Annotated in this window: 27 protein-coding genes; 17 read left to right on the forward strand and 10 right to left on the reverse strand. The window is 72.3% G+C overall.

Annotation, left to right across the window (positions count from 1 at the left end; all coding sequences use genetic code 11):
• The first annotated feature begins 118 nt into the window (after positions 1–118).
• The 9 genes from rpsF to NITAL_RS04790 all read left to right on the forward strand — a co-directional run bounded on the left by rpsF (position 119) and on the right by NITAL_RS04790 (position 5916).
• A complete protein-coding gene (gene rpsF, locus NITAL_RS04750; RefSeq protein ID WP_052665009.1) occupies positions 119–424 on the forward strand; it encodes a 30S ribosomal protein S6 in 306 nt (101 codons plus the stop codon).
• Between the two features lie 93 nt (positions 425–517).
• The gene (locus NITAL_RS04755) at positions 518–958 is read left to right on the forward strand and encodes a single-stranded DNA-binding protein (RefSeq protein ID WP_211262200.1); all 441 of its coding nucleotides are present in this window, start codon (positions 518–520) and stop codon (positions 956–958) included.
• 61 nt (positions 959–1019) lie between these two features.
• On the forward strand, positions 1020–1271 hold the full coding sequence (rpsR, locus tag NITAL_RS04760; protein ID WP_052665010.1) for a 30S ribosomal protein S18: 252 nt from the start codon (positions 1020–1022) through the stop codon (positions 1269–1271).
• Between the two features lie 11 nt (positions 1272–1282).
• The gene (gene rplI / locus NITAL_RS04765) at positions 1283–1990 is read left to right on the forward strand and encodes a 50S ribosomal protein L9 (RefSeq protein ID WP_052665011.1); all 708 of its coding nucleotides are present in this window, start codon (positions 1283–1285) and stop codon (positions 1988–1990) included.
• 110 nt (positions 1991–2100) lie between these two features.
• Complete coding sequence (gene dnaB / locus NITAL_RS04770; RefSeq protein WP_083441228.1) at positions 2101–3546, forward strand: replicative DNA helicase; 1446 nt, start codon at positions 2101–2103, stop codon at positions 3544–3546.
• A gap of 35 nt (positions 3547–3581) precedes the next feature.
• Entirely contained in the window at positions 3582–3815 is a 234-nt protein-coding gene (locus NITAL_RS04775; RefSeq protein ID WP_157041617.1) for a hypothetical protein, read from the forward strand.
• Between the two features lie 71 nt (positions 3816–3886).
• Positions 3887–4675, forward strand: a complete 789-nt coding sequence (locus NITAL_RS04780) for a PIG-L family deacetylase (RefSeq protein ID WP_083442090.1) — start codon at positions 3887–3889, stop codon at positions 4673–4675.
• Between the two features lie 96 nt (positions 4676–4771).
• On the forward strand, positions 4772–5005 hold the full coding sequence (locus tag NITAL_RS04785; RefSeq protein WP_157041618.1) for a hypothetical protein: 234 nt from the start codon (positions 4772–4774) through the stop codon (positions 5003–5005).
• Positions 5002–5916: a DUF1028 domain-containing protein gene (locus NITAL_RS04790; protein WP_052665015.1), complete on the forward strand. Its 915-nt coding sequence runs from the start codon at positions 5002–5004 to the stop codon at positions 5914–5916. Before NITAL_RS04785 ends, NITAL_RS04790 begins: the two co-directional genes overlap by 4 nt.
• Positions 5917–5943: 27 nt before the next feature.
• Here NITAL_RS04790 and NITAL_RS04795 read toward each other — a convergent pair whose 3' ends face one another.
• A complete protein-coding gene (locus NITAL_RS04795) occupies positions 5944–6549 on the reverse strand; it encodes a winged helix-turn-helix domain-containing protein (protein ID WP_052665016.1) in 606 nt (201 codons plus the stop codon).
• Between the two features lie 121 nt (positions 6550–6670).
• On the opposite strand from NITAL_RS04795, the gene NITAL_RS04800 reads away from it, so the two are divergent.
• Positions 6671–7933 carry an MFS transporter gene (locus NITAL_RS04800; RefSeq protein WP_052665017.1) on the forward strand — a complete coding sequence of 421 codons (1263 nt, stop codon included), beginning with the start codon at positions 6671–6673 and terminating at the stop codon, positions 7931–7933.
• A gap of 35 nt (positions 7934–7968) precedes the next feature.
• Here NITAL_RS04800 and NITAL_RS04805 read toward each other — a convergent pair whose 3' ends face one another.
• The 3 genes from NITAL_RS04805 to NITAL_RS04815 form a co-directional block, all read right to left on the reverse strand.
• A complete protein-coding gene (locus NITAL_RS04805) occupies positions 7969–8781 on the reverse strand; it encodes a HoxN/HupN/NixA family nickel/cobalt transporter (protein WP_052665018.1) in 813 nt (270 codons plus the stop codon).
• Complete coding sequence (locus tag NITAL_RS04810) at positions 8781–9467, reverse strand: hypothetical protein (protein WP_052665019.1); 687 nt, start codon at positions 9465–9467, stop codon at positions 8781–8783. The genes NITAL_RS04805 and NITAL_RS04810 overlap by 1 nt, the downstream gene beginning before the upstream one ends.
• An 80-nt stretch (positions 9468–9547) precedes the next feature.
• Entirely contained in the window at positions 9548–10012 is a 465-nt protein-coding gene (locus NITAL_RS04815; RefSeq protein WP_211262201.1) for an Lrp/AsnC family transcriptional regulator, read from the reverse strand.
• A gap of 101 nt (positions 10013–10113) precedes the next feature.
• Here NITAL_RS04815 and rocD point away from each other — a divergent pair, with 101 nt between their 5' ends.
• The gene (rocD, locus tag NITAL_RS04820) at positions 10114–11352 is read left to right on the forward strand and encodes an ornithine--oxo-acid transaminase (protein ID WP_052665020.1); all 1239 of its coding nucleotides are present in this window, start codon (positions 10114–10116) and stop codon (positions 11350–11352) included.
• A 20-nt stretch (positions 11353–11372) separates the two neighbouring features.
• Here the strand turns inward: rocD and NITAL_RS04825 are convergent, their stop codons facing one another.
• Entirely contained in the window at positions 11373–12095 is a 723-nt protein-coding gene (locus NITAL_RS04825) for a FadR/GntR family transcriptional regulator (RefSeq protein WP_052665021.1), read from the reverse strand.
• A 195-nt stretch (positions 12096–12290) separates the two neighbouring features.
• Here NITAL_RS04825 and NITAL_RS04830 point away from each other — a divergent pair, with 195 nt between their 5' ends.
• Positions 12291–12845 (forward strand): YqgE/AlgH family protein, encoded by a 555-nt coding sequence (locus NITAL_RS04830; protein ID WP_211262203.1) that lies wholly within the window; start codon positions 12291–12293, stop codon positions 12843–12845.
• 9 nt (positions 12846–12854) lie between these two features.
• Here the strand turns inward: NITAL_RS04830 and NITAL_RS04835 are convergent, their stop codons facing one another.
• From NITAL_RS04835 to NITAL_RS04850, 4 genes are all read right to left on the reverse strand, one after another.
• Positions 12855–13337, reverse strand: a complete 483-nt coding sequence (locus NITAL_RS04835) for a hypothetical protein (protein WP_052665022.1) — start codon at positions 13335–13337, stop codon at positions 12855–12857.
• A gap of 57 nt (positions 13338–13394) precedes the next feature.
• Positions 13395–14084, reverse strand: coding sequence for a sterol desaturase family protein (locus tag NITAL_RS04840; RefSeq protein ID WP_052665023.1), 690 nt, complete (start codon positions 14082–14084; stop codon positions 13395–13397).
• A gap of 96 nt (positions 14085–14180) precedes the next feature.
• Positions 14181–15362 (reverse strand): ABC transporter permease, encoded by a 1182-nt coding sequence (locus NITAL_RS04845; RefSeq protein WP_245617716.1) that lies wholly within the window; start codon positions 15360–15362, stop codon positions 14181–14183.
• Between the two features lie 5 nt (positions 15363–15367).
• On the reverse strand, positions 15368–16315 hold the full coding sequence (locus tag NITAL_RS04850; RefSeq protein WP_052665025.1) for an ABC transporter ATP-binding protein: 948 nt from the start codon (positions 16313–16315) through the stop codon (positions 15368–15370).
• Between the two features lie 159 nt (positions 16316–16474).
• On the opposite strand from NITAL_RS04850, the gene NITAL_RS04855 reads away from it, so the two are divergent.
• The 5 genes from NITAL_RS04855 to NITAL_RS04875 all read left to right on the forward strand — a co-directional run bounded on the left by NITAL_RS04855 (position 16475) and on the right by NITAL_RS04875 (position 22408).
• On the forward strand, positions 16475–17809 hold the full coding sequence (locus tag NITAL_RS04855) for a sensor histidine kinase (RefSeq protein ID WP_052665026.1): 1335 nt from the start codon (positions 16475–16477) through the stop codon (positions 17807–17809).
• Positions 17806–18483 (forward strand): response regulator, encoded by a 678-nt coding sequence (locus NITAL_RS04860; RefSeq protein ID WP_083441231.1) that lies wholly within the window; start codon positions 17806–17808, stop codon positions 18481–18483. Before NITAL_RS04855 ends, NITAL_RS04860 begins: the two co-directional genes overlap by 4 nt.
• A 94-nt stretch (positions 18484–18577) precedes the next feature.
• Positions 18578–18817, forward strand: coding sequence for a hypothetical protein (locus NITAL_RS04865; protein WP_052665027.1), 240 nt, complete (start codon positions 18578–18580; stop codon positions 18815–18817).
• Between the two features lie 190 nt (positions 18818–19007).
• Positions 19008–20012, forward strand: a complete 1005-nt coding sequence (locus tag NITAL_RS04870) for a LacI family DNA-binding transcriptional regulator (protein WP_211262204.1) — start codon at positions 19008–19010, stop codon at positions 20010–20012.
• A gap of 293 nt (positions 20013–20305) precedes the next feature.
• Positions 20306–22408: a hypothetical protein gene (locus NITAL_RS04875; protein ID WP_052665028.1), complete on the forward strand. Its 2103-nt coding sequence runs from the start codon at positions 20306–20308 to the stop codon at positions 22406–22408.
• Between the two features lie 83 nt (positions 22409–22491).
• On the opposite strand, the gene NITAL_RS28850 is transcribed toward NITAL_RS04875, so the two are convergent.
• On the reverse strand, positions 22492–23898 hold the full coding sequence (locus NITAL_RS28850) for a S8 family peptidase (protein WP_052665029.1): 1407 nt from the start codon (positions 23896–23898) through the stop codon (positions 22492–22494).
• Positions 23899–23902 lie beyond the last annotated feature (4 nt).

Raw genomic sequence — 23902 nt, forward strand, 5'->3', positions numbered from 1 at the left:
CCGTCCACGCGTGCGTGACGGATACGACCCGAGGGGGCCAGCCGGTCACTCGGAGCCCGCTCCGACCCGGCACCGACCGCACCGACGTGGTGCGGGCGGCGCGACCACAGGAGGTGCCATGCGCCGCTACGAGATGATGATCATCGTCACCGACCAGATCGACGAGGAAGCTGCCGAAGCCGCGTTCGCGCGCGCCAAGGAGATCCTCGCCGCCCAGGGCGGGACGCTCCTCGACGAGGCCTGGTGGGGCCGTCGCAAGTTCGCGTACGAGATCGACAAGCGCGACTTCGGCTACTACGGCGTCCTCGACCTCGAGGCGACCGACGAGGCTGTCCGAGAGCTCGAGCGTCAGCTCAAGATCTCCGACGACATCGTCCGCTTCAAGACCGTGCGCCCGGGCATCCGGGTCCGCAAGGTCGCCTGATCCGCGTCCACCCACACCGGCGCGCGCACCCGCGTGATGCCTGGACCCACCTCGCGCGACCTGCGTGGGGTGACGACGCCGTCAGGAGCTGACGTGGCCTACGAGTCCAACTTCGTCACGTTCGTGGGGAACCTCACGGACGACCCCGATCTTCGCTTCACCGGAGGCGGCGCTGCCGTCGCCACCCTGCGTGTCGCCTCGAACCGTCGCTGGACGGGCAAGGACGGGCAGCAGCAGGAGGAGACGACCTACCTCAACGTCAACTGCTGGCGTGATCTCGCCGAGAACGCGGCCGAGTCCCTGCACAAGGGGGACCGGGTCATCGTGATCGGGCGGCTGCGGGTGCGCAGCTACGAGAACCAGCAGAACCAGACGGTGTGGGTCACCGAGATCGAGGCCGACGAGATCGCCCCGTCGCTGCGCTGGGCCCGTACCAGCGTCAGCCGCACGAGTGGCGGTTCGTCCGGCGGCAACCAGGGTGGATCGAGCGACTTCGCCCCCCCGCCGCCCTCGGACGACGACGTCCCGTTCTGATCGAGACCATCTTCGGTCGCAGGCACGTGCCTGCGACCTCGAGCCGCGCTAGGAGCACGCCGTGGCGAACCCCCGCAGTACCAGCAAGGACAAGGACAAGAAGCCGCGTAAGCCGAAGCCCTGTCCCATCTGTGCCCAGGGCATCGAGTACGTGGACTACAAGGACCTGAGCCTGCTCAAGCCGTTCCTCAACGAGCGCGCGAAGATCAAGGCCCGCAGGACCTCCAGCGTCTGCGCCAAGTGCCAGAAGCAGCTCGCGGCGGCGATCAAGAACGCCCGCGAGATGGCGCTGATCCCGTACGCGAACCGCTGAGGAGCTGATCGATGAAGATCATCCTGAAGGATGAAGTCGACAACCTCGGGCTCGCTGGCGACGTCGTCGACGTCGCCGACGGGTACGGCCGCAACTACCTGATCCCCCGTGGTCTCGCGATCATCGCGACCAAGGGTGCGATGAAGGAAGCCGAGGCCCTGACCCGGTCGCGCAAGGTCGCCGAGTCCAAGACGCTCGGCGCGGCCGAGGCCGCCCGCGAGACCCTTGAGTCGCGCAGCCTGCGGATCCCGGTGCGTGTCGATGAGCGCGGCCACCTGTACGGCTCGGTGACCGCGGTCGACGTCCAGCGCGTGCTCAGGGAGCGCGGCCACGACCTCGAGCGCAAGCGCATCGACCTGCGCGGCTCCATCAAGACCATCGGGGAGTACGAGGTCCCCGTCCGGGTGCACCCCCAGGTGATCGCCACGGTGATCGTCGAGGTCGTGGACGAGGAGGGCAAGGTCGTTCCCGGCCAGGCCGCTCCCGAGCACGCCCCGCTGCCCGGCGAGGAAGCCGAGTCGACGGACGCGCTCGTCGCCGAGGCCCTCGAGGCCGCGGCCGAGCTCGAGGGCGAGGACGTCGAGGATCCCGCGGGTGACGCTGCGGCGGCCGCCCAGGGAGCCGCGACCGAGGTGCTGACGGACGTCGACCAGCCGGTCGACGCCGACGAGGTCGCGCCGGCCGAGCCGGTCGAGACCGACACCACCGACGAGAACTGAGCCACACGATGCACGGCCCTCTCGGACCGTCACCGCGCCGGTGACGGTCCGGGGTCGGGCCCGGGGAGAGCGCAGTGAGCGGGTCGTACCCACCACCACCGGAAGCTCCGATGAGCGACGGCGGTCCGGGGGACGGTCCGCCCATCGCACGCCGCGGGCCGAGCGGGAACGGGACGGCGGGACGCGGCTACGACCGCGTCCCGCCGCACTCGTTGGAGGCCGAGGTGTCGGTCCTCGGTGCCTCGCTGCTGTCCCGAGCGGCCGCCAACGAGGCGGCCGAGGTGCTCAGCCCCGACGACTTCTACCGGGGCGCCCACCGGGTGGTCTTCGAGGGGGTCAGCGCGCTGCTCGAGAGCGGCGAGCCGATCGACACGGTCACGTTGACCGACTGGCTCGCCCGCAACGACCGCCTCGACGAGGTCGGCGGTCCCGCGGCGCTGCACGACCTGACCGTGGCCACTCCGACGGCCGCCAACGCGGCGTTCTACGCCCGGATCGTGCAGCAGAAGGCGCTGTTGCGGCGGCTCATCGATGCCGGCACGGCCGTGACCCGGATGGGGTACGAGGCCAGCGAGGAAGCCGAGCAGGTCGTCGACAAGGCCGAGAGCCTGATCTACGAGGTCGCCCAGGTCGGTAACACCAGCGAGTACACCCAGCTCCGCGACCTGCTCAACGACTCGTTCGCGGCCATCGAGAAGCTCGCCGAACAGGGCTCGGAGGTCACCGGCCTCGCCACCGGGTTCGACGACCTCGACCGCCTCACCAGCGGCCTGCAGCCCCAGAACCTGATCATCCTGGCCGCACGCCCGGCGATGGGAAAATCGAGCCTCTCACTCAACCTTGCTCAGTACGTGACGGTGGACCTGAAGAAGCCGGCGATCCTGTTCACCCTGGAGATGAGCAAGCTCGAGGTCGTCAACCGCATGCTGTCGGCCGAGGCCCGGATCGATTCCAACAAGCTCAAGACCGGCCGGCTCGATGACCTCGACTGGCGCAAGCTCGGCGACGCGCTCGGCAAGCTCTCGGACGCGCCGCTGTTCATCGACGACACGCCGGACCTCACGTTGATGGAGATCCGCGCCAAGTGCCGCCGGCTCAAGCAGAAGCACGGCCTCGATCTCGTCATCGTCGACTACCTGCAGCTGATGACCTCCACGGGACGTTCCGACAACCGCCAGAACGAGGTCGCCGAGATCTCCCGTGGCATGAAGATGCTGGCCAAGGAGCTCGACGTTCCGGTCATCGCGCTGTCGCAGCTGTCGCGTCAGCCCGAGTCCCGCACCGACAAGCGGCCGCTGATGTCGGACCTGCGCGAGTCGGGTTCGATCGAGCAGGACGCGGACATCGTGGCGTTCATCTACCGCGACGAGGTCTACGACGAGGACAGCCCCGACAAGGGCATCGCCGAACTGATCATCTCCAAGCACCGCAACGGCGCCACCGGGGTGGTCAAGCTCGCCTTCCTCAACCACCTCACCAAGTTCGCCAACCTCCACCGCGGCACGTCCGGCGGTAGCGGCGGGGCGGGTGCCGGGGGTACCCCGACCCCCATGTGACCGGACCGGTCGCAGGTGGCGACAGGGAGCGGGACGTGACCGCACGCTGGCGGGTCGAACGGCACACCGACCGGCGCGGGCGGCCGCTGTGGAAGATCCACGACGAGCAGGACCGCGGCCGGCCCGTGGCCGAGTTCCGCGACGAGGAGGCGGCCCACGCCCACGCCGAACGGCTCGGGCAGGGCCCGTTCGACCTCGACGAGCAGGAAGCCTGGCAGGACGACGACGAGGACGACGGCGAGGACGACGGCGAGGACGACGGCGGGTGAGGTGACCGCTCGACAGCGCCTCGCCGGGGCGGCAGGCTTCGCATCAGGAGCCGTCGATCGGGCCCGCCGTGATGACCCGTCCCGCTCGTGTGCTCGCGTTCGTGGCCGCGCACCCCGACGACGACGTGATGGGTGCCGTCGGGCTGGTGGCACTGCACCGCGACGACCCCGAGCTCCGGTTCGTGCTGATCCACGCCACCGACGGTGCGGCCGGGCAGATCGCGCCCGGAAGCGGTGCGACGCCGGAGACGCTCGGACACGTCCGCCGTGACGAGACACGGCGAGCCTGGGAGCTCGTCCGCCCCCCGGACCGGCACGAGTGGCTCGGCTACGACGACGGTGCGCTCGATCGGGTCCCCGTGGGTGAGCTCGCGGGGTCCGTCGGCCGGATCCTCGCCGAGGAACGACCGGACGTGGTGCTGACCTTCGGCCCCGATGGCATCAGCGGCCACCCCGATCACATCGCGATCGGTGCCGCGACCACCGACGCGTTCCACGCCCTCCGGGACACCCCGGGTCCGGGCTTCCGCCGGCTGTTCCACGGCGCCTTCCCACGGTCCGCGCTCGATCGTGTCAACGAGCTCCGCGTCGCGCAGGGGCACACACCGTTCGATCCGACACGCGTGTACGAGCCACGCGGCGTGCCCGACGAGCTCATCGCCTGCACCATCGACCAGCGCGCGGTCGCCCTGACCGTGCGTGACGCGTTCCGGCAGCACCGCACCCAGTGGGCCCCGCCCTGGACGGACAACGACGACGCGGATTGGATCCGTGACGCCGGTCGGTCCCACCTCGTGCAGGCCTGGCCACCGTGGGGGGAAGGGACCCCATGCATCCACGATCCGTTCGAAGGTCTCTGATCCGACAGCGGGCCCTGCCCGTCCGTCGGTGCAAGGTGAGCCCACGGCCACCGGGGTCGTGTCAGGCTCGTTCTCCAGCCGAGGACAGGACGCCCCGTGACGCGCTTCCGAGTGGACCGACGTGACAACCTCGACGGCACGACCACCTGGTACGTGCTCGACACGGCGGACGGCGACAAGCCCGCCGCCCAGTTCGACGACGAGGTGGCGGCGAAGCGACACGCCGACGAGCTCGAGCTGCAGGCCAGCCCGGCCGACGAGGAAGCGTGGCCTGGCGCGAACCCGACACGCCCCGATCCCGAGGGTGGCAGCTTCCGCTCCACCCCGTGACGTTCTCGATCGTCGCGCGCGACCCCGCCACCGGTCTGATGGGGGTCGCGACGCAGACACAGGCCCTCGCGGTCGGCGCATCGGTGCCGTGGGCCGTGCCCGGGTACGGCGTCATCGCCACCCAGTCGATGGGCGAGCCGATGTACGGCGAGCTCGGGCTCGATCTGCTGCGGAACGGCTTGACGGCGACCGAGGTGCTCCAGGCGTTGCGCACCATCGACGAGCGACCCGAGCGCCGCCAGGTCGCGATGGTCGACACCTCCGGTGAGCTCGCGGTCTACACCGGTGGGGACTGCGTCGCCTCGGCCGGTCACCTGGTCGGTGATGGTTGCGCTGCGCTCGCCAACATGGTGGCCGGCCCCGACGTGTGGCACGCGATGGTCGAACGGTTCGAGGCCATCGAGGGGCCGCTGACCTTCCGGCTGCTCGGTGCGTTGCGAGCTGGCGAGGATGCGGGTGGGGACATCCGTGGGCACCGGTCCGCGGCGGTGCTGGTGGTCCGCCACGAGCGGACGGGGCGCCCCTGGCGCGACCAGCTCTACAACCTGCGCGTCGACGACGATCCCGATCCGCTGACCCACCTCGGCGAGCTGGTGGACCGCTCGATCCGCTACCACCGCGTCGTCGAGGCCTTCGAGCAGGCGCTCGACGGGGACGCCAGCGGCGCCGCGGAGCTGCTCGACCAGAACCGCCTGGCGGTCACCGAGGACGACCCGGACCTGCAGATGTGGCGTGCGGTCGTGCTCGGGCTGGCCGGACGGGAGGACGAGGCCCGCGAGACGCTCGGCAGCTTGGCCGCGACCGACCCCACGTTCATCGAGACGCTACGCCGCTTCGGCCCGGCCGGCCTCGTGCCGACCGAGTTGCTCGAACGCATCCTGCCGTCCGAGCAGCAGCCGGGCGTCGCCTGAGGCCAACCGGGCCCGCGGCTTCGTGCGTCAGCGACCGTCGTCGTCCGGTCCGACCGGAGGTTCCTCGGCCGGGAACGCCTCGACGTGGACCGCCACGAACGCGGAGTTCGGCGCATCGTCGGCGCGCTGGGCCGCGCGGTAGCGGTCGACCACCGCGACCAGCTCATCGGTCATCGCGGCGAGCTGGGCCCGGTCGAGGCGCATGCGGCTGGTCATCTCGATGCTGGCGTCGACCCACGCCTCACCCCACCGGTGCCCTTCCTGGTGCCACCGCTCGATCCGCTCGAGCCGGGCGCGTACGACCTCGTCGAGCAGCACGGACGCGGCTTCACGGGTGTCCTCACGTCGCAGGAGCTCGAAGCCCGCCAGCGTCCAGCCGCCCTCGACCGCGCGCCAGTACCGGTCACGGGCGGTGCCGACCTCCGTGGCCTCCTCGATCAGGCCGTGCCGCTCGAGTTGCCGCAGGTGGTAGCTCGTCGAGCCGCTGTTCTCGCCGAGGATCCGACCGAGACCCGACGCGGTCGCCGGGCTGTGCTCGACGAGCAGCTCGAGCAGCCGGAACCGCAGCGGGTGCGCCAGCGCCTTGAGCGCCCCCGCGTCGAGAACCCGACCGCTGTGCTTCGACTCGGCCACGCCGCCCACCTCGGATCGATCGAACCGCAGAGGAACATTTGCAAAGAGACCGCTGCGGTCGTACGGTCACCGGACCGCAGAGGAACCTCTGCGGTCCGCACGGTAGGCGAGGGAGGCCGCGGTGGCCACCAGGAGCACGACCGCACCCCGAACGAGGCACCAGGCGGAGACGGGCGACGGCCCCGCCGGCAGCACGCTGCGCGGCACCGGGTTCGGGCGGCTGTGGAGCAGCACGGGTGCGGCCAACCTCGGCGACGGCGTCCTGCTCGCCGGTCTGCCGGTCCTGGCGACCACTGTGACCGACTCCCCGGCGGCCATCGCCGGGGTCACCGTCGCGCTGATGCTGCCGATGGTCCTCTCGGCGCTGCCCGCCGGCGCCCTGGCGGACCGCGCCGACGGCCGCCGCGTCCTGGTGGCGGGCAACGCGGTCCGCGCGGCGTCCCTCGTGGGGCTGCTGGCCATCGCGGTGCTCGTCGACGTCCGGCTCGCGTTGGTCTATCTCGCCGCCGTCGTCGCCTCCAGCACCGAAGTGCTCGTCGACACGACCGCGCAGACGGCGGTGCCGGGCCTGGTGCCGGACGATCGGCTCGAGGGCGCCAACGCCCGGCTGATGGTGACCCAGGTCGTCGGCAACCAGGCCGTCGGGGCGCCCATCGGCGCCGTCCTCGCGGCGATCGGCGCAGCCGCCCTGCTCGGGCCGGCCGCCGCGCTCTACCTCGTGGCGGCCGTCGCGGCCTCCCGCCTGCGGCCGACCCCCCGCCCGAGGGACACCGCCGGTGGCACCGGAGACCGCGGACCGGTCGCGCAGGTCGCCAGCGAGGTCCGGGAGGGCCTGTCCCACCTCCTCGCCGACCCCGTCCTCGGCCGGCTCGCCGCCGCGAACGCCCTGTCGAACCTCGGCAACACCGCCTTCGCCGCCGTGTTCGTGGTGTTCGTGGTCGTCCGCCTCGACCTGCCGGCTTCGGCCTACGGGGTGCTGCTCGCCGCTGTCGCCGTGGGCGGCCTCCTCGGCGGCGCCCTCGCGGAGCGGTTCCTCACCCGGGTCGGCTCCCGCGCGGCGATCCGGGTCGGCTTCGGGCTGGCAGCGGCGTGCTACGCGGCCGTCGCCTTCAGCCGCCACGCGGTGGTGGTCGGCGCGCTGGCGTGCGTGCTCGGTGCCGCCTCGATGGTCATCAACGTCGCGGCGCGGACCCTGCGCCAGCGTCTGGTCCCCGATGCTCTGCTCGGCCGGGTGACGGCTTCCATGGCCGCCGTCTCGCTCGTGGCGACGCCGGTCGGGGCGGTGGTCGGCGGCGTGGTCGCCGAGTGGGCCGGCGTGGCAGCGGCGGTCGGGGTCGCGGCGGTCACCAACACGATCGCGCTGGTGCTGATGTCCCGTCGCTGATGCGCCCGCCCCATCGGTCGGTCGGCGGCGGCCGGTCAGAGGGCGGAGACGGCGCTCCAGGTCAGGAGCACGCCTCCTGCGACGACCGCGACGGCGCTGGCGAGCGGGAGCACCGCGAGCACGCGCGAGACCTCACGACGGTCAGCGCGTCGTGCGAGGCTGGTCCGCCCCCACAGGACGAGGAGCCCCACGGCCGTGAGCGTGAGGGCGAGGCCGGCGCTGAAGGCGAGGAGCAGCGCGAACCCGTAGGCCCCCCGTCCCGTCGCGAGGGCGGTGAGCAGGACCAGCAACGCGACCGGGCTCGGCACCAGACCACCGGCGCCGGCGAGGGCCAGGATCCCGGAACGAGACAGCGGCGCGACCCCATCCGGCAGGTCGTGGTGGTGGTGCCCGTGCGTGGTCGACGACGTGGCGTCTCGCCCGGTGTCCGCAGGTGTCGACGCCCCACGACGTCGGTGGCGGATCGTGCGGACACGGTTCCCGAGCATCCACAGCCCGAGGACGACGACGCCGAGGGCGACCACCACGCTGATCGCGTGCTCCAGCCGCTGGCTGTCGACCGCCTGTTGCGCGGTACGTACCACCGAGGCCACCACCATGACCGACCCGGTGTGCATCCCTGCCACCAGGACGCCCAGGGCCACCGCGTCGCGCGCACGACCCCGCGAGCCGGCGAGGTACGCCCCGATCAGGGCCTTACCGTGCCCCGGCCCGAGGGCGTGGACCGCCCCGACCCCGACCGCGATGACCAGTCCGATGAGGCCGATCGCCCCGGCGGTCCCGGGATCGTCGATCAGCCGCACCAGCAGGGGATCGAGCGGTCCCTCCGGCGACCCGGGTCGCGGCATCAGCCACTCCATCGGTCACCCCCCGACCGCCGGTCACCGGGACGCATCCACCACAGCACCGCGCCACACGTCGCCAACACGAGCCCGACCCCCGCCCAGCGCAGGTGCCGCCAGCCCGCCCCGGCGTCGGCGCCCACGAGCGTGGCATCCCAGACGTGCTCGGGCTGGTGCACCGTGTGCACCGGGCTCCAGATGGTCCCGTCGATGCTGTAGGTCCGGTAGAGCTCGTCCCGGTCGTGCAGCAGGGTGATACGCACCGCGACCTGCTCCACCGTCTGCGGGCACCGGAACGAGTATCGGACGCTCTCGACGAGGACGTCGTCTGCCACCGTGACCCGCGCATCGCACGGGTGCCCGTCCTGGCTCACCTGCACGTTGTCGAGCAGGTACGTCTCGAGTTCGGTCGATCGGGCGAACCGGGTCACCTCCTCCGCGGAGGGGAGATCGTCGGTCTCTCCTCGGAGGGCCGGTGGCGCCCCGTCGCCCAGGAAGCCGAGCCCCACCCCGAGGTCGGCGACGTCATCAGGGGCAGCCCACCACTCCACGGAGACCTGTCGCCCCTCGGCATCGAGCCGGGCCTGAGGGACGACCCCCGACGGGTGCCCGAACGCCGCGGACCCGGGCAGGAGCACCGCGGCCCACGCCAGTGCCGCTGCGGGCAGCGCCTGCGTCAGCCGATCCCGCAACGACCTCCCGATCCGAGCACGCCGTGAGCGCGACCCGAGGCTACAACGGAGAGGACACGACACCTCACCAGCTGACGTGGTCACCCGAGGTCGAGGTCGAGGGGGACCTGCCGCTCGAGGAGGCGGGAGAGCACCATCACCGACCGGGTCCGGATGACGAACGGCTCGCTGCGGATGCGTTCGAGCGTCGCCTCGAGGTGGGCGGTGTCGCTGGCGCGCACGTGCACCATCGCGTCCGGGTCACCGGTGATCGTGTAGGCACCCACGACCTCGGGGTACTTGGCCAGCGCGGTGCCGATCACTCCCGGCGGGGTCCGCCCCTGGCAGAACATCTCGACGAACACCTCGACGGTCCACCCGAGGGCGCGGGGATCGAGGACGGTGGTGAACCGTTCGATGACCCCCTCGGCGAGGAGGCGGTCGACGCGGCGTTTGACCGCGGAAGCCGACAGCCCGACCTCGGCACCGATCGTGCGGTAGCTGGTGCGCGCGTCGGCGGCCAGCGACGCAACGATCCGCCGGTCGATCTCGTCCAGACGCAACATCCTGCCTCCTCGACGCAACGGAAGCGGCCTGTCGGAACATCACGGGCAGCGTACGTTGGTCTCCGGGCCACCGCGGTGGCCCGCTCCTGCACGACCACGCCCTGCACGAGACGCCCGCCGACGCCGGAGGCCCCGTGACCCACCTCGAGCCGCACAGCGCGAACAACTACCACCCGCTGCCGGTGGTCATCGCCGAGGCCGAGGGCACCTGGGTGACCGATACCGAGGGTCGTCGCTACCTCGACTGCCTCGCCGGGTACTCCGCGCTCAACTTCGGGCACCGCCACCCCGACCTGATCGCCGCGGCGCATGCGCAGCTCGACCGTGTGACCCTCACCTCGCGGGCGTTCCGTCACGACCGGTTCGCGGATTTCACCGCGGCCGTCGCGCGCCTGACCGGCATGGACGTGGTGCTGCCGATGAACACCGGCGCCGAGGCGGTCGAGACCGCCATCAAGCTCGCCCGTCGCTGGGGCTACCGCGTCAAGGGCGTGGCGGCGGGCCAGGCGACCATCGTCGTCATGGACAGCAACTTCCACGGCCGGACCACGACCATCGTGGGCTTCTCCGACGACCCGGTCGCCCACGAGGACTTCGGCCCGTTCGCGCCGGGGTTCGTGCGCATCCCCTTCGGTGACGCCGCTGCCCTCGAGGCCGCCATCGACGACACCACCGTGGCGGTCCTCCTCGAGCCCATCCAGGGCGAGGCCGGCATCATCGTGCCGCCCGAGGGGTACCTGCGCGAGGTGCGGCGCATCACCCACGAGCGCGGTGTGCTGATGATCGCCGACGAGATCCAGTCGGGCCTCGGGCGCACCGGCACGACCTTCGCCTGCGACCTCGAGGACGTGGTCCCCGACGTGTTCGTCCTCGGCAAGGCCCTCGGCGGGGGCGTGGTCCCGGTGTCCGCCGTGGCCGCTCGCCGCGAGCTGATGGACGTGTTCACCCCCGGCTCCCACGGGTCGACCTTCGGCGGCAACCCGCTGGCCGCCGCGGTCGCCACCGAGGTGGTGCGCCTGCTCGAGACCGGCGTGTACCAGGCCCGGGGCCGCGAGCTCGGTGACCGCCTGGCCACCCGGCTGCGCGCCCTGCCGAGCAGCCAGGTCGCCGAGGTGCGTTGCATCGGCCTGTGGGCCGGGGTGGAGCTGGTGGCGCCGGTGGCGCGTGCGGTCAGCGAGGCGCTGATGACCCGCGGCGTGCTCGCCAAGGACACCCACGCGACCACGATCCGCCTGGCGCCGCCGCTGACGATCACCGCCGAGGAGATCGACCTGCTCGCCGACGCCCTGGCTGCCGCCATCGACGAGGTCCTGCCTGTCCCGGCCGTCACCACCGGCTGAACCACCGGCGGTCCCTCGTGTCAGCCGGCCTGGAGCTCGTCGATCGCCGCCAGGGCGGCCTGGGTGCCGATGCCGATGAGGCGGCGTCCGATCGACGCGGCGAGGGCGGCGTTGCGGACGTCGATCGCGTCGACCAGGGCGCGGTAGCTGGCCACGTCGGTCAGCTCGTCGGCCAGCACCTGGGCGAGCGCGTCCATGGCCGGCAGGTAGGCCGCCTCGAGGGCGTTGAACAGCAGGCGATAGACGACGTTGCCCGAGCCGTCGACGATGGTGGACGACAGCTCGTGGGCCGTGCGCTGCAGGGTGGGCAGGTCGTCGACCTCGTCGGCCATGCGCCCGACCAGTTCGTGCATCCGCGCCAGATCGTCCTCGGAACGCCGCAGCGCTGCCCGGCGGGCGATGTCCGGCATCAGCGCGAACCGCGCCTCGAGGATGTGGCGCACCACCTCGAGGTCGGGGGTGCCGTCGCCGGCGAGCAGCCGAGGCAGCAGCTCGGGACCCGCGGACCGGCGGTAGTCGCGGACCGTTGTGGCGTCGCCCTGCCGGACGTCGACCAGGCCCGCCTGGGCGAGGCGCTGCAGGGCCTCGCGGACCGCCGGCCGTGACACCCCGAGCACCTCGGCCAGGCGACGCTCTGCGGGCAGCTCCACCCCGGGCGCGAGCTCGCCACCGAGGATGTCGGAGGCGAGCTGGTCGAACACCGCGTCGGGGACCGAGCGGCGGGAGACGGGGGTGAGGGCCACGGTGCCTCCGGACCAGGGGGCGGTGGGTGACGGACCGGGAGCCTAGCGGGAGCACGTGCCTCGCCGGGGACCAGGTGGTCAGACCAGTGGCCGCGAGCCGGTCTTCGTGAGACACCACGCGGTCACCGGCCGGTCCCCCTCGGCGGGGCGGCGAGGGTTCGCTACCGTCGTCATCCGCAGCACGAGGAGGGGACCGTGATCGAGAACTGCACCGGTCGCCTGCTGGTCGCCACCCCGATGCTCGAGGATCCGACCTTCCACCGCGCGGTCGTGCTCGTGCTCGATCACGACGAGGACGGCGCGCTCGGCGTGGTGCTCAACCGCACGTCCTCGGTGCCCGCCCGTGACGCGGCGGCCCCGTGGACCGACCTGGTCTGCGAGCCGCCCGTGGTGTTCGGCGGCGGACCGGTCGAGCCGGACGCCGTCGTCGCGCTCGGACGGACGGCGGCACGGGTCGGGGCCGAGCACGGCGACGTGCTCGACGAGCACGTCCGCCTGGTGGACCTGTCGGCCGATCCGGTGCTCCAACAGCTCGAGCTCGAGACCGTCCGGCTGTTCGCCGGCTACGCGGGGTGGGCCCCGGGGCAGCTGGAGGGCGAGGTCGTCCAGGGGGCGTGGTTCGTCGTGGACGCCGCACCGGGCGACGTCTTCACCGACGACCCGGTGGGCCTGTGGCACGAGGTGCTGCGCCGCCAGCCGGGGGACCTGGCGCTGTTGGCCACCTTCCCCGACGACCCCACGATGAACTGAGCGTCCCGGTCAGGTGCCGGCGTCGAGCGGCGGCGAGGGATCGTCGCACCGGAAGGGTGGGCTGCCTGCCGCCCCGTGGTAGTCGACCTGCTCGCCCGCGACGCTGAGCACGATGCGGTACCCGGGGACCAGCGCCTGGGTGTACATCCCGTCCGGCTCAGGGCACCCGAGCGAGCCGTCGGACCAGGTGACCTCCTCGGCGCTGACCACCTCGATGTCGGCCTCGTCCGTGCCGGTGGTGGCAGCCAGATCGGCGACGGCGACCTCGGTCGCCCCTTCGAGCGTCACGGAACCCTCCCCGTCGTCGGCCGGTGCATCGGTGTCGGTGGCACCGTCGAGGCCATCATCGAGGCCATCATCGGTCCCGTCGAGGCCGCCGTCGACCTCGTCCCCGGGCTCCGCACTCGGGGACGGATCGTCCGGTGCGCCGCACGCCCCGGCGAGCAGGGCGAGCACGGCGGTCGTGGCCAGGACTCGTGCGGTGCGGTGCACGGCGGTCTCCGTGGTCGGTCGTGGGTGGGACGACCGCCGCGGTGTCCGGGTTGCACCTCACCGGCCTCCGGTACCGAGCAGGTCGCGGGCGGTCGGTGAGTTGGGCACGTCGCTCGGGTCGGGCTGGGTGTGCAGGACGCGGTCGGCGGTCGAAGCGGTGGTGACGGTGAACCAGTAGTTCTCGTTCTTGTAGTGGTGCAGACGGTGGTGGCGCCACAGCGCACGGTAGGGCGCCGAGCGCGGCCGGTAGTCGGTGTGGACCAGGTAGTGCAGCCACTCGTAGACGAGGCCCACGGTGGTGGCCACCACCGCGAAGGTCAGCCCGATCCGGGTCGGCAGTACCCAGACGAGCGCGGCGATGCCGGCGGCCACGGTCAGCAGCGCCGGCACCGGGATGAAGATGAGGTCGAGCTGCTGGGGGTCCACGTGGTGCTCACGGTGCTTGCGGGCGACCAGGGGATCGATGGTCCGACCAGCGACCTCACGGGGCTTCCAGTGCAGCAGCGAGGTGTGCACCACCCACTCGACGAGGGGCCACGCCGCCAGGTAGCCGACCACCAGGTAGAGGTCCGACCAGGCGTAGCCACCGTGCAGGCCGCGCGCCGTCACGGCGATCGCCACGGCGGCCACCAGCAGCCACGGTTGTGGTCGTGTGGTGAAGGTGCGGGCAGCCTGTGTGAGCGAGATGGAGCTGCGCCGCTCGGTCGCGGTCGCGCGGGTGGTCGCGCCGGGGTCCGGGGTGGTCACGGTCGCCTCCGTGGCGGGGGTCGGGGCCGGCGACGAGAGGCCGCCGGCCCACTGACCGTAACGGCTCGAGTGGCTGCAGGTCAACTGGTCAGACCACTATCGGATGGGCTCACCGCGCCACGCGCTTCGCCAGGTGACCTTGCCGCCGGCCAGCAGCGAGCTCGCGTACAGCCGGCCGGCGAGCCGGACGGTGACGAACGACGCGAGCACGGTGACGATCACCGAGACGACCGCCTGCCAGGCGGGCAGCTCCCCGAGCCCGAGCCGAGCCGGCACCACGAACGGCGCCGTGGGCGGCACGAAGGTCAGGATCTGGCTCCACACCGATCCGGGGTCGGGCACCGCGACCAGGAAAACCGCGACGTAGGCACCGGTCATCAGGAACCCGAGCGGGCCCGCCGAGGACTGGGCGTCCTCGAGCGAGGAGGCCAGCGAACCCGCGACCGCGTAGAGCGAGGCGTAGAACAGGAACCCTGCGACCAGCATCACCAGGCTGGTGGCGATCAGCAGCCCGGTGGCCGGCGGCAGCTCGAAGGCGCCGACGACCGCGTTCGCGCCGAGGCCACCGGCGACGAGCAACGCGATCTGTCCGAGCGCCAGCGCGCTCATCCCGAGCAGCTTGCCGGCCAGCAGCTGCCAGGGGCGGGCGACGCTGACCAGGACCTCGACGACCCGGCTCGACTTCTCCTCGAGCGCCCCCGACAGCACGGTTGCGCCGTTGAGCTGGATGCCGAGGAACAGCAGGATGGTCATCCCGATGCCGACCAGGAACCCGCCCTCGCCGCGGTCGCCGTCGGGGTCGCCGATGTCGACCGTCTCGAGGGGCGGTGGCGGGGTGAGCGCCGCGGCGGCCTGCTCGGCGCTGATGCCGGCGTCCTCGAGACCGGCGGACACCGCCTCCAGCTGCAGGGCGGCGTCGAGGGCGGCGCGCAGCCGCTCGTCGGGACGGCCGTCGGCCAGCAGCTCGCGCTGCTCGACGAGCGCCGCGTCGACCTCACCCTCTTCGAGGGCGTCGACCGCGGCGTCCCGGTCGGCGAGCTCGGTGACCGTCACCTCGACATCCTCGGACAGCATCGTGGCCAGCTGCGCGTCGAGATCGGCCGGTGCATTGCCGACGACCCCGAGGGCGCGTTCGTCGACGCCGTCGCCGATCAGCAGCGTCGGGACGACCACGGCTGCGACCATGAGCAGCAGCGTCACCGCCGTCCCGATGAGGTAGCCGCGGGTGCCGCCCCGCTCGCGGATCTCGCGACGGGAGACGAGACCGACGGTCCGCATCGGGCTCACGAGGCCACCTCCGCGTCCGCGCCGGTCCTGGTCGCCTCCGCGCCCTCGAGCTCGGCGATGGACGAGCCGACCACGTCGCGGAACACCTCGGTCAGGCGTGGCGAGGTGAAGGTGAGGTGCTCGATGGTCCCCTGCGGAGCGAGGGAGGTGACGAGCTCGTCCAGGCTGGTGGCGACGGGGATGCGCAGGCGGACGACCCCGTCGCGCGCATCGACGAGCTGCGCGTCCGGCGGCGGGGTGACGGGCGCACCGCCGGCCAACCGCACCTCCACGCGGCGGTAGCTGGCGGCCGCGCGGGCCTCGTCGAGGGTCCCGGCCAGCCGCTCACGACCGGAGGTGATGATGACCACGTCGTCGCACAGCTCCTCGACCAGCTCGAGCTGGTGGCTGGAGAACACCACGGTCGCCCCGTCGGCGGCACGGTCGCGCAGGACGTCGCTCATGTCCTCCACACCGATCGGATCGAGGCCGCTGAACGGTTCGTCGAGGACGAGCAGCTCGGGATCGTGGACCAGGGACGCGGCGAGTTGGACGCGCTGCTGGTTGCCGTGCGACAGGTCGGCCAGCTTGGACCCGGCGCGGTCGCCGAGCCCGAGGGCGTCCAACCAGCGGGTCGTGGCGGCCTCTGCCTCGAGGACCGGCACCCCGTGGAGCTGGGCGAGGTAGCGCAGCTGGCGGCCGACGACCATCCGCGGGTACAGGCCCCGCTGCTCGGGCATGTAGCCGAACCCGCGACGCACGTCGCCGGTCACCTCGGCGTCCCGCCACCGGACGGTGCCGCCCTCCAACGCGACCAGGCCGAACACCGCCCGCATCGCGGTGGTCTTGCCCGCACCGTTGGGGCCGAGGAAGCCGAGCATCCGCCCCGGCCGGGCCGTCAGGGACAGCCCGTCGAGCGCGGTCACCTCGCCGTAGGACTTGCGGAGGTCGGACACCTGCAACACGTGGGAGCTCCTGGGTCGTGGCGGCCGTGGGCGTGGAAGGGTCCCCCACCGGGCTGCCACCCTGACGCCGCGACCGCGGCCGGGCGTCCACCGACGAGGTGACGCGATGTCACCCGCGGAGCGGACCCTCGCTACACGTGGTCCACCTAGGCTCGGACCATGACCACCACCGACGTCGCGCCCGACGCCTCACCGTCCCCGCGCGTGAGCGGTCGCGGCCTGGCGCTCGACGCGATGCTGGCCGCGATCCTGACGGGGCTGCTGATCGTCAACGGCGCGGTGCTGCCCGAGCTCGGCATCGTCGAGCTGCCGACGCCGACCGCCGTGACGTGGACCAGCGGTGTCGTCATGTGCGCCACGCTGGCCTTCCGCCGCCTCGCCCCGCTGTCGGTGCTGGTCGTGGTCGCGGTCACCTTCTCGGTGTACGGCTTCAACGGTGGCCTCGACACCTTCGGGTCGAACATCGCGCTGTTCCTGGCGGTGGTCACGGCCGGGTCGCACGGACGCGCGGTCGCCCGCGACGTGGTCCGAGGGGTCGTGATCGCCGGCCTGTTCGGCACGCTCTTCTGGGCGTTCGTCCGCGGCACCGGCATCGATGCCGGCCTGTACCGGATGCTCATCGGGCAGATCTACGCCGTGGCGCTCAACGTCTTCTACTTCGCAGCCGCGTGGATCCTCGGTGACCAGGTCCGCCAGCGAGGCGAACGCGAGCACGAGCTGTCCACGCGCACGAGCGAGCTCGCGGCACGGACGGTGGAGCTCGAGCACGAGCGTCAGCGCACCGCCGAGCAGGCCGCCACCAGCGAGCGGCTCCGTCTGGCCCGGGAGCTGCACGACGTCCTCGGCCACCACGTGAGCGTGATGGGGGTGCAGGCAGCGGCAGCACGGCGGGTCCTCGCGCGCGACCCGGAGCGGGCGAGCGCGGCGTTGGAGGCGATCGAAGGCTCGTCCCGTCACGCGGTCACCGAGCTCCAGCGTGTGCTCCAACTGCTGCGGTCCGACGACGACCAGGCTGCCCCGGCCCTGACCGTCCAGGCGCGGCTCGACGGTCTGGCCCGGGAGCTGCGGCGCGCCGGGGTCGAGGTGACCTGTCAGGTGGCCGGCCTCCCGCCGCTGCCGACGGAGATCGACCTCGCCGTCGGCCGGGTGGTCCAGGAGGCCCTCACCAACGTGCTCCGGCACTCGGGGCCCGGCACGTCAGCGTGGGTCCGTCTGCACGCGGCCGGGACCGACGTGGAGGTCGAGGTGGTCGACGACGGGCGCGGGACACCCCTGGTGGAGCGGCACGGCGGTGGCACGGGCCTGACGGGCATGCGGGAACGGGTCGAGCTCCACGGTGGCCGGTTCGCCGCGGACCGCGTCCGTCGTGGGGGCTACCGCGTGCACGCCAGCATCCCGCTGCTGCCCGACGGCGACGCCGGCGAACCCGCGCGCATCGATGCCGCCGGAACCGAGACCGACGCCGCGGTCGACGTGGTTCGAGCGCCGTCGTGATCGCCGTCGTGCTCGTCGACGACCAGGCGATGCTGCGCACCGGCATCCGTCTGATCCTGGAGACCGAGGACGATCTGCGCGTGGTCGGTGAGGCCACCGATGGCGCGGATGGCGTCGACCTCGTGCGGCGGGTCCGTCCCGACGTGGTCCTGATGGACATCCAGATGCCCGTCCTCGACGGCATCGAGGCGACGCGGCGACTGACGCAGCACGACGTGGACGCCAAGGTGGTCGTGCTCACCACCTTCGAGCACGACGACCTCATCGTCGAGGCGCTGCGTGCCGGCGCGTCCGGGTTCGTCCTCAAGAACGCGCCCGCGGAACAGCTCGTCGACGCGGTCCGGACAGTGGCGGCGGGTGATGCGCTGCTCGGCCCGTCGGTGACGCGGCGGCTCATCGAGCGGTTCGCCTCGCACGGGCTGGTGACGCGCCGTGACGACCTGCTCGAGGTGCTGACCGACCGCGAACGCGAGGTCCTGACCCACGTCGCGCAGGGGCGCAGCAACACCGAGGTCGCCGCGGCGCTCTACCTCGGTGAAGCGACCGTCAAGACCCACCTCTCGCGGGCACTCCAGAAACTCGGCCTCCGCGACCGGGTGCACGCGGTGGTCTTCGCCTACGAGGTGGGCCTCGTGACGCCGGGCAGCGGTGCCCTCGACGGCATCACCTCGTGAAGCGAGCGGGCGCGGCCCGACGTGCCTGGCCCCCACCGCCCGCCGTACCCTCCGGGCGTCCCGGCGCCCCTGCCTCTCGGATCGAGACCCTCCCGTGAGCGAGACCTCCTTCGGGTTCCTGTTCTTCGGCTCCATCGGCGCCATCGGCGCCGCGATGGCGTTCGGGACCCTCGCCGCGCTGATGCGCTACCACCGCACCGGCGCGTTCCCCGGGCACGAACCCGGGGAGGTGGTCACGCGCAGCAGGTACGTGCGACTGTGGCTCCGGGTGGTGCTCGGGTTCGCCGTGGCCGCCTACGGCGTGTACGTGGTCGCGGAGTCGGGGGTCCTGTGAGCCGGCCCCGCACGGGATCCGCCCGGACCGCGCGGGTGCGCGGCGGGGTAGCGCCCGGGTGGTGTGAGCTGCGACCGGTTCGGTCGTGTGACGTCCGACCGGCTCGGTCGACCGGTCCGCCCCGCCGCTACGCTCCGCCGCACGGGCGAGGTGAGGGGGTCCGGTGGCTCGCTCAGGTGGGGGAGCGGAGGTGCGACGGCGGCCCTCGATGGTCGACGTCGCGGCGGCAGCCGGTGTCTCGCACCAGACCGTCTCCCGGGTGCTCAACACCCCCGACGCCGTCCGGCCGGCCACCCGCGAGCGTGTCGAGGCGGCCATCGCCCAGCTCGGCTACCGCCCCAACACCTCAGCGCGGGCGCTCGTCACGCGGCGGACCCGCCTGATCGGCGTGGTCAACCCGGGCCTGGCCAAGTTCGGTCCGGCGAACACCACCATGGCCATCGAGGAAGCGGCCCGGCAGGCGGGCTACGCGACCACGGTGGCGGTGGTGCGGGATGCCCGCTTGGCGACGGTGGAAGCCGCCGTCGAGTCGCTCCACGAGCTCGGGGTCGAGGGTGTGGTGTTCGTCGCGCCGGTGACCCAGGTCGCCCCGGCGGCGGTGGAGCTGTCGTCCCGTCTGCCCGTGGTCATGGTCGCCGCGGGGCTCCAGGACACCTCGTCCCTGCACGTGGTCGCCGTCGACCAGCAGGCCGGCGCGCGGATGGCCACGCGGCACCTGATCGACCTCGGTCACCGGGACATCGTCCACGTCGCGGGCCCCAACGACTGGTTCGACGCCCGCACACGCATCGTGGGCTGGCGCGACGAGATGCTGGCAGCGGGCCTCGACCCGCCGCCGATCATCGCCGGCGGCTGGGACCCCGAACAGGGCTACGAGATCGCGCGGACGCTGATCCGCGAGCGACGGCTGCCCTCGGCGATCTTCGCCGCCAACGACCCGATGGCGCTCGGCATGCTGCGCGCCTTCCACGAGTCAGGCGTCCGCGTCCCCGACGACGTCTCGCTCGTCGGCTTCGACGACGTGGAAGGGGCCGGGTTCTTCGAGCCACCGCTCACCACGGTGCGCCAGCCGTTCGCCGCGGTGGGAGAACGCTCGATCGAGGTGCTGCTCGCGGCGCTCGACGGAGCTCCCGCCTCCCGCACGTTGATCGCGCCGGAGCTGGTCGTACGGGCCTCCTGTCGGGCCGTCGGCTGAGGCTACGGCCCGACCACCGCGGACGGCCTGCCGACCGTCTCGGGCCAGGACGCCGAGATCGCTACGTTGCGCACCGTTCCGGTCCCGCCATCTCCGTCGGCTCCTGTGTGCGGGCGGAGCCCGAGAGCGTACGCGGGCCGCGGCCGGGCCACGGGTCGCTCGTCACCGGACGCTGGCCGCTCGATGGATGGCGCCGCGAAGCGCTCGGCGCACGGTGGGAGACGTTCTGTATCGGTTCGGCTTCGCAGCGCTCCTGTGGATGTAGCGACACCTACGTCCAACTGGGAGGCACCGTGGCTGCGAAGGAACGACGCCCCAACCGTGATGGATCCGAGGAGGTGCCGCGCGAGCGCCGGCAGTTCCGACGGCTTCTACGCACCAACCCGAACTACTTCGGCACGCTCGCGGACGTGCCCTTCAAGGCCGTCCTGGCCAAGCAGGCCGACGACACCTACGAGGAACTGACCTGTGTCGGCTACGAGCCGAGGCGCGCCGAGCTCGAAGCGACGTTCGCCCAGAAGCGCGGCCCCGGCTACGGCGGCGGGCCCTGCTCCACCGGCTCACGCGAGTACGTGCGGTTCTTCGTGGACGAGGGCGGCGGCTGGATCGACGCGGGGCTCGCGGGCGCGCAGGTCACCGACCTGGCACCGCGAGACGACTGTGAAGGTGACAGCACGCATCCGCTGACCCACGCCCTGACGGTCGGCTACTCGCCGGACAGGTGGATCTGCATGCGGCCACGCTTCATCCGCGTCCGGGCCATCCTGTCCTGGGAGCAGGAGCCTCCGGCCGGCGTCTCGGGCCACGTTCCGGTCTGGGGATCCGTTCTGGAGTCCACGATCCAGATCGCGCCGAGGCCACAGCTCAAGCTCACCGACCTGTTCGACAAGCTGAAGCTGATCGATCTGCTGGAGCTTCCCGATCCGCTGATTGCGATCGTCGACCAGCCGATCCCGATCCCGCAGCCACCACCACCGCCATTGGCGTTGCTCGCCAAGCGGTACGCCGAGGATCAGGCGGTCCCGCCGAGCCGGTTCGCCTACGCCGCCGCGATGGACGCGGCCTCGGCGCCGAACATGGACGTTGCAGCGATCAAGGCGTCGTACCAGCAGTTCAAGGATCTCGACCTCGACCTGAGCGGGATCCTGTCGGAGGTCGAGGACACCGCCGGGGACGTCCGCTACGAGGAGCTCGAGTGCGTCGCGCTGGACAACGTGCGCGAACGCCTGGTGGGCACCTACCGGGTCAAGTTGCCGTCCGGCTTCTCCGGGCCGCTCTGTGAGGCGGGATCGAAGGAGTACGTGGCGTTCTGGGCCGACTGGGACGACGACTGCGAGTGGACCTACCTCGGGACGGCCTCCGTCGCGGCACACGACTTCGCCGAACTGCCCGATGGTGGGCTGTGCTACTCGGCCGTGCTGCCGGTCGACCTCGATCCGCTGCGGCGTGCGTGCGAGGAGCCACGGGTGGCACGCATCCGCGCGGTGCTCAGCTGGAACGTGGCGCCGTCGACCACCGATCCGGACGACCTGCCGGTCTGGGGCAACCGCGTCGACGCGCACGTGCGGGTCATGCCGGGGATCACCGGCGACACCGACGAGCCGGCGACGTGGATCACCCTGATCGGTGGCGTCAACGTCACCACGTCGGCCGCCACCAGCGGCATCGACCCGACGACGGGTCTGACTACGGCGAACGGCGTGTTCGCCGACCTCGGTGTCATGGCTGGCGTGGGACGACCGTTCGGCGGCTGGATCGTCGTGCGAGGGCCGAGCCTGCCGGGGTACCAGTACCGGGTGTGGAAGCGCCCGCTCAGCGGTGGATGGTCGCCGATGACGGACGGCTTCCGCGTCACCAACCAGGACGGCACCCTCGGACCCATCATCACGCCGCTCGCCGACGGGACCGTCAGCTACCTGCCGAAGGCGCAGAACTTCACCAACCTGCTGGGCAGGTTCCGGCCGGCCGGTGACGAGGTCTGGGAGATCCAGGTCCAGGTGCTCGGTGTGGGTTTCTCGCCCGTCTACCGCGTGCAGCTCGACAACACCCCGCCGGACGTCAACCTCGCGATCACGAGTGGGGGCGGCACCTGCGGGAAGTTCCCCAACATCGGCACGATCGAGGGCGTCTTCGACGTGGACGACCTGCACCTGTCGCGCTGGTCGTTGACCGTGCCCGACCCCGATCCCACCGATTCGTTCGGCGTGAACCCGGTCGCCCCGTCGAGCGGCACCACCGCGCAGCCTCCCGGCACGTCGTGGAGCCTGGTCACCACCGGGATGCGTCCCTGCGGCTACAACCTGGTGTTGAACGCGTGGGACCGCACGATCCGCAACAGCCACGCCGGGTCGGGGAACCACGCCCAGACGCGTGCGGGGTTCTGCCTCGACACGTGAGACGGTGATCCGAGACGTCGGCCCCACGCCTGGTGGCGTGGGGCCGACCCTGTCAGCGAGGCCGGCGGCCACGCCGCCTGACGTCACACGAGGTTCACGACCGCGCCGAGGTTCGGGATGCGGTGGAGGCCGTGGGCGTCGACGACGCAGTGTGCCGCCGCCCGCGGCTCGAGGCCGCTGACCACCATCTCCCGGGCGATCGCAGCCGCGACCTTCGGTGCCGCGAAGGACGAGCCCGACCAGCTCGCCCACCCGTCGAACCGCTCGAGCCGCGTCCCGTCGACGTCCAGGCCGTCGTGGTGCAGGAACGTGCTGACCACGTCGACGCCGGGAGCGCAGGCGTCGACCCAGTGGCCGTAGTTGGTGAACCAGGCCGGTCCGCCACAGGCGTCGAGCGCGGCAACCGCGATGACGTCGCGGAACGCTGCGGGCCAGTTCGGCCGGCAGGACGCGCTGTTGCCCGCCGAGGCCACCAGCACCGTGTCGCCATCCCGCGTCGCGTGGCGCCGTGTGATGGCCTCCATCGCCAGCGGTGGCTCGTCGTGCTCGGTGTGCCCGCCGAAGGACATGTTCACCACCGACGGGCGAGCGTCCGCGAAGACGTCGCCGAGCGCGCGCGCCAGGGTGAAGTCGTCGCCGTCACCGAAGCTCGACACCGCGGCGGCCGTCCGCACGTCCGCGCTCGGGCACAACCGCGCGACGAGCCCCGCGATGAAGGTGCCGTGGCCGGCGGCACGGTCGAGGTAGGTGTCCCGGTTCTCGTCGGGGATGTCCTCGTCGGCTCGTGGGTCGTCGTCCAGCGGCAGCAGCCGCCACGTGTCGGGCATGACCACGTGAGCCTGCAGCCCGGCGTGGCGGGGTACCCGGCTGTCGCCGGACACGCGCGTCTCGTCGGTCCGCTCACCCTCGGTCTGCAGGCCGGAGTCGAGCACCGCGATCAGCGGCGCCGGCCCCTTGGGTCGCGGCCACGACGGCAGGGGTGTCGCCGGGATCGCGGTCGTGCACGCGACCAGCGGGTTGGCCTGGTACGCGGGGTTCGCCTGGTACGCGGGGTTCGCCTGGTACGCGGGGTTCGCCTGGTACGCGGGGTTCGCCTGGTACGCGGGGTTCGCCTGGTACGCGGGGTTCGCCTGGTACGCCGGGTTGGCCCACAGCGACGTCCCGCTGTCGGTGAACAGCACGTGGTTGAGCTGCGCGGCGACACCCGCTGCGCGTAGCTCCCGGGTCGCGATGCGTTCCTCGCGGACCCGGACGCGGACGACCTCACCGTCCGCCGCCTCCAGTGGCTCGGGGTCAGCAACCTGGCGTTCCCGGAAGCCCGCCACCCGACCCGCTCGCTCCAGGTCAGCGGCACTCAGCAGCAGTTGATCGCGACGGTAGGCGAAGGGCGACGCGCCGCCGGCGACGCCGACCCTGCGCCGCTCGAACTCCTCGACGACCGCGGCGCGGCGTTGTGCGTCGCCGTCGTTGCCATCGTGCTTGGTGGCCATGCTG

The organism is Nitriliruptor alkaliphilus DSM 45188 (assembly GCF_000969705.1).
In the GTDB taxonomy this organism is placed as follows: domain Bacteria; phylum Actinomycetota; class Nitriliruptoria; order Nitriliruptorales; family Nitriliruptoraceae; genus Nitriliruptor; species Nitriliruptor alkaliphilus.

What these genes read in the sequence shown, in the direction of transcription:
- NITAL_RS04855 (WP_052665026.1), top strand. Translation starts at nt 16,475, where the DNA reads ATGACCACCACCGACGTCGCGCCCGACGCCTCACCGTCCCCGCGCGTG.
- NITAL_RS04845 (WP_245617716.1), bottom strand. Translation starts at nt 15,362, where the DNA reads ATGCGGACCGTCGGTCTCGTCTCCCGTCGCGAGATCCGCGAGCGGGGC.
- NITAL_RS04815 (WP_211262201.1), bottom strand. Translation starts at nt 10,012, where the DNA reads ATGTTGCGTCTGGACGAGATCGACCGGCGGATCGTTGCGTCGCTGGCC.
- dnaB (WP_083441228.1), top strand. Translation starts at nt 2,101, where the DNA reads ATGAGCGACGGCGGTCCGGGGGACGGTCCGCCCATCGCACGCCGCGGG.
- NITAL_RS28850 (WP_052665029.1), bottom strand. Translation starts at nt 23,898, where the DNA reads ATGGCCACCAAGCACGATGGCAACGACGGCGACGCACAACGCCGCGCC.
- rplI (WP_052665011.1), top strand. Translation starts at nt 1,283, where the DNA reads ATGAAGATCATCCTGAAGGATGAAGTCGACAACCTCGGGCTCGCTGGC.
- NITAL_RS04780 (WP_083442090.1), top strand. Translation starts at nt 3,887, where the DNA reads ATGACCCGTCCCGCTCGTGTGCTCGCGTTCGTGGCCGCGCACCCCGAC.
- NITAL_RS04805 (WP_052665018.1), bottom strand. Translation starts at nt 8,781, where the DNA reads ATGCCGCGACCCGGGTCGCCGGAGGGACCGCTCGATCCCCTGCTGGTG.
- rpsF (WP_052665009.1), top strand. Translation starts at nt 119, where the DNA reads ATGCGCCGCTACGAGATGATGATCATCGTCACCGACCAGATCGACGAG.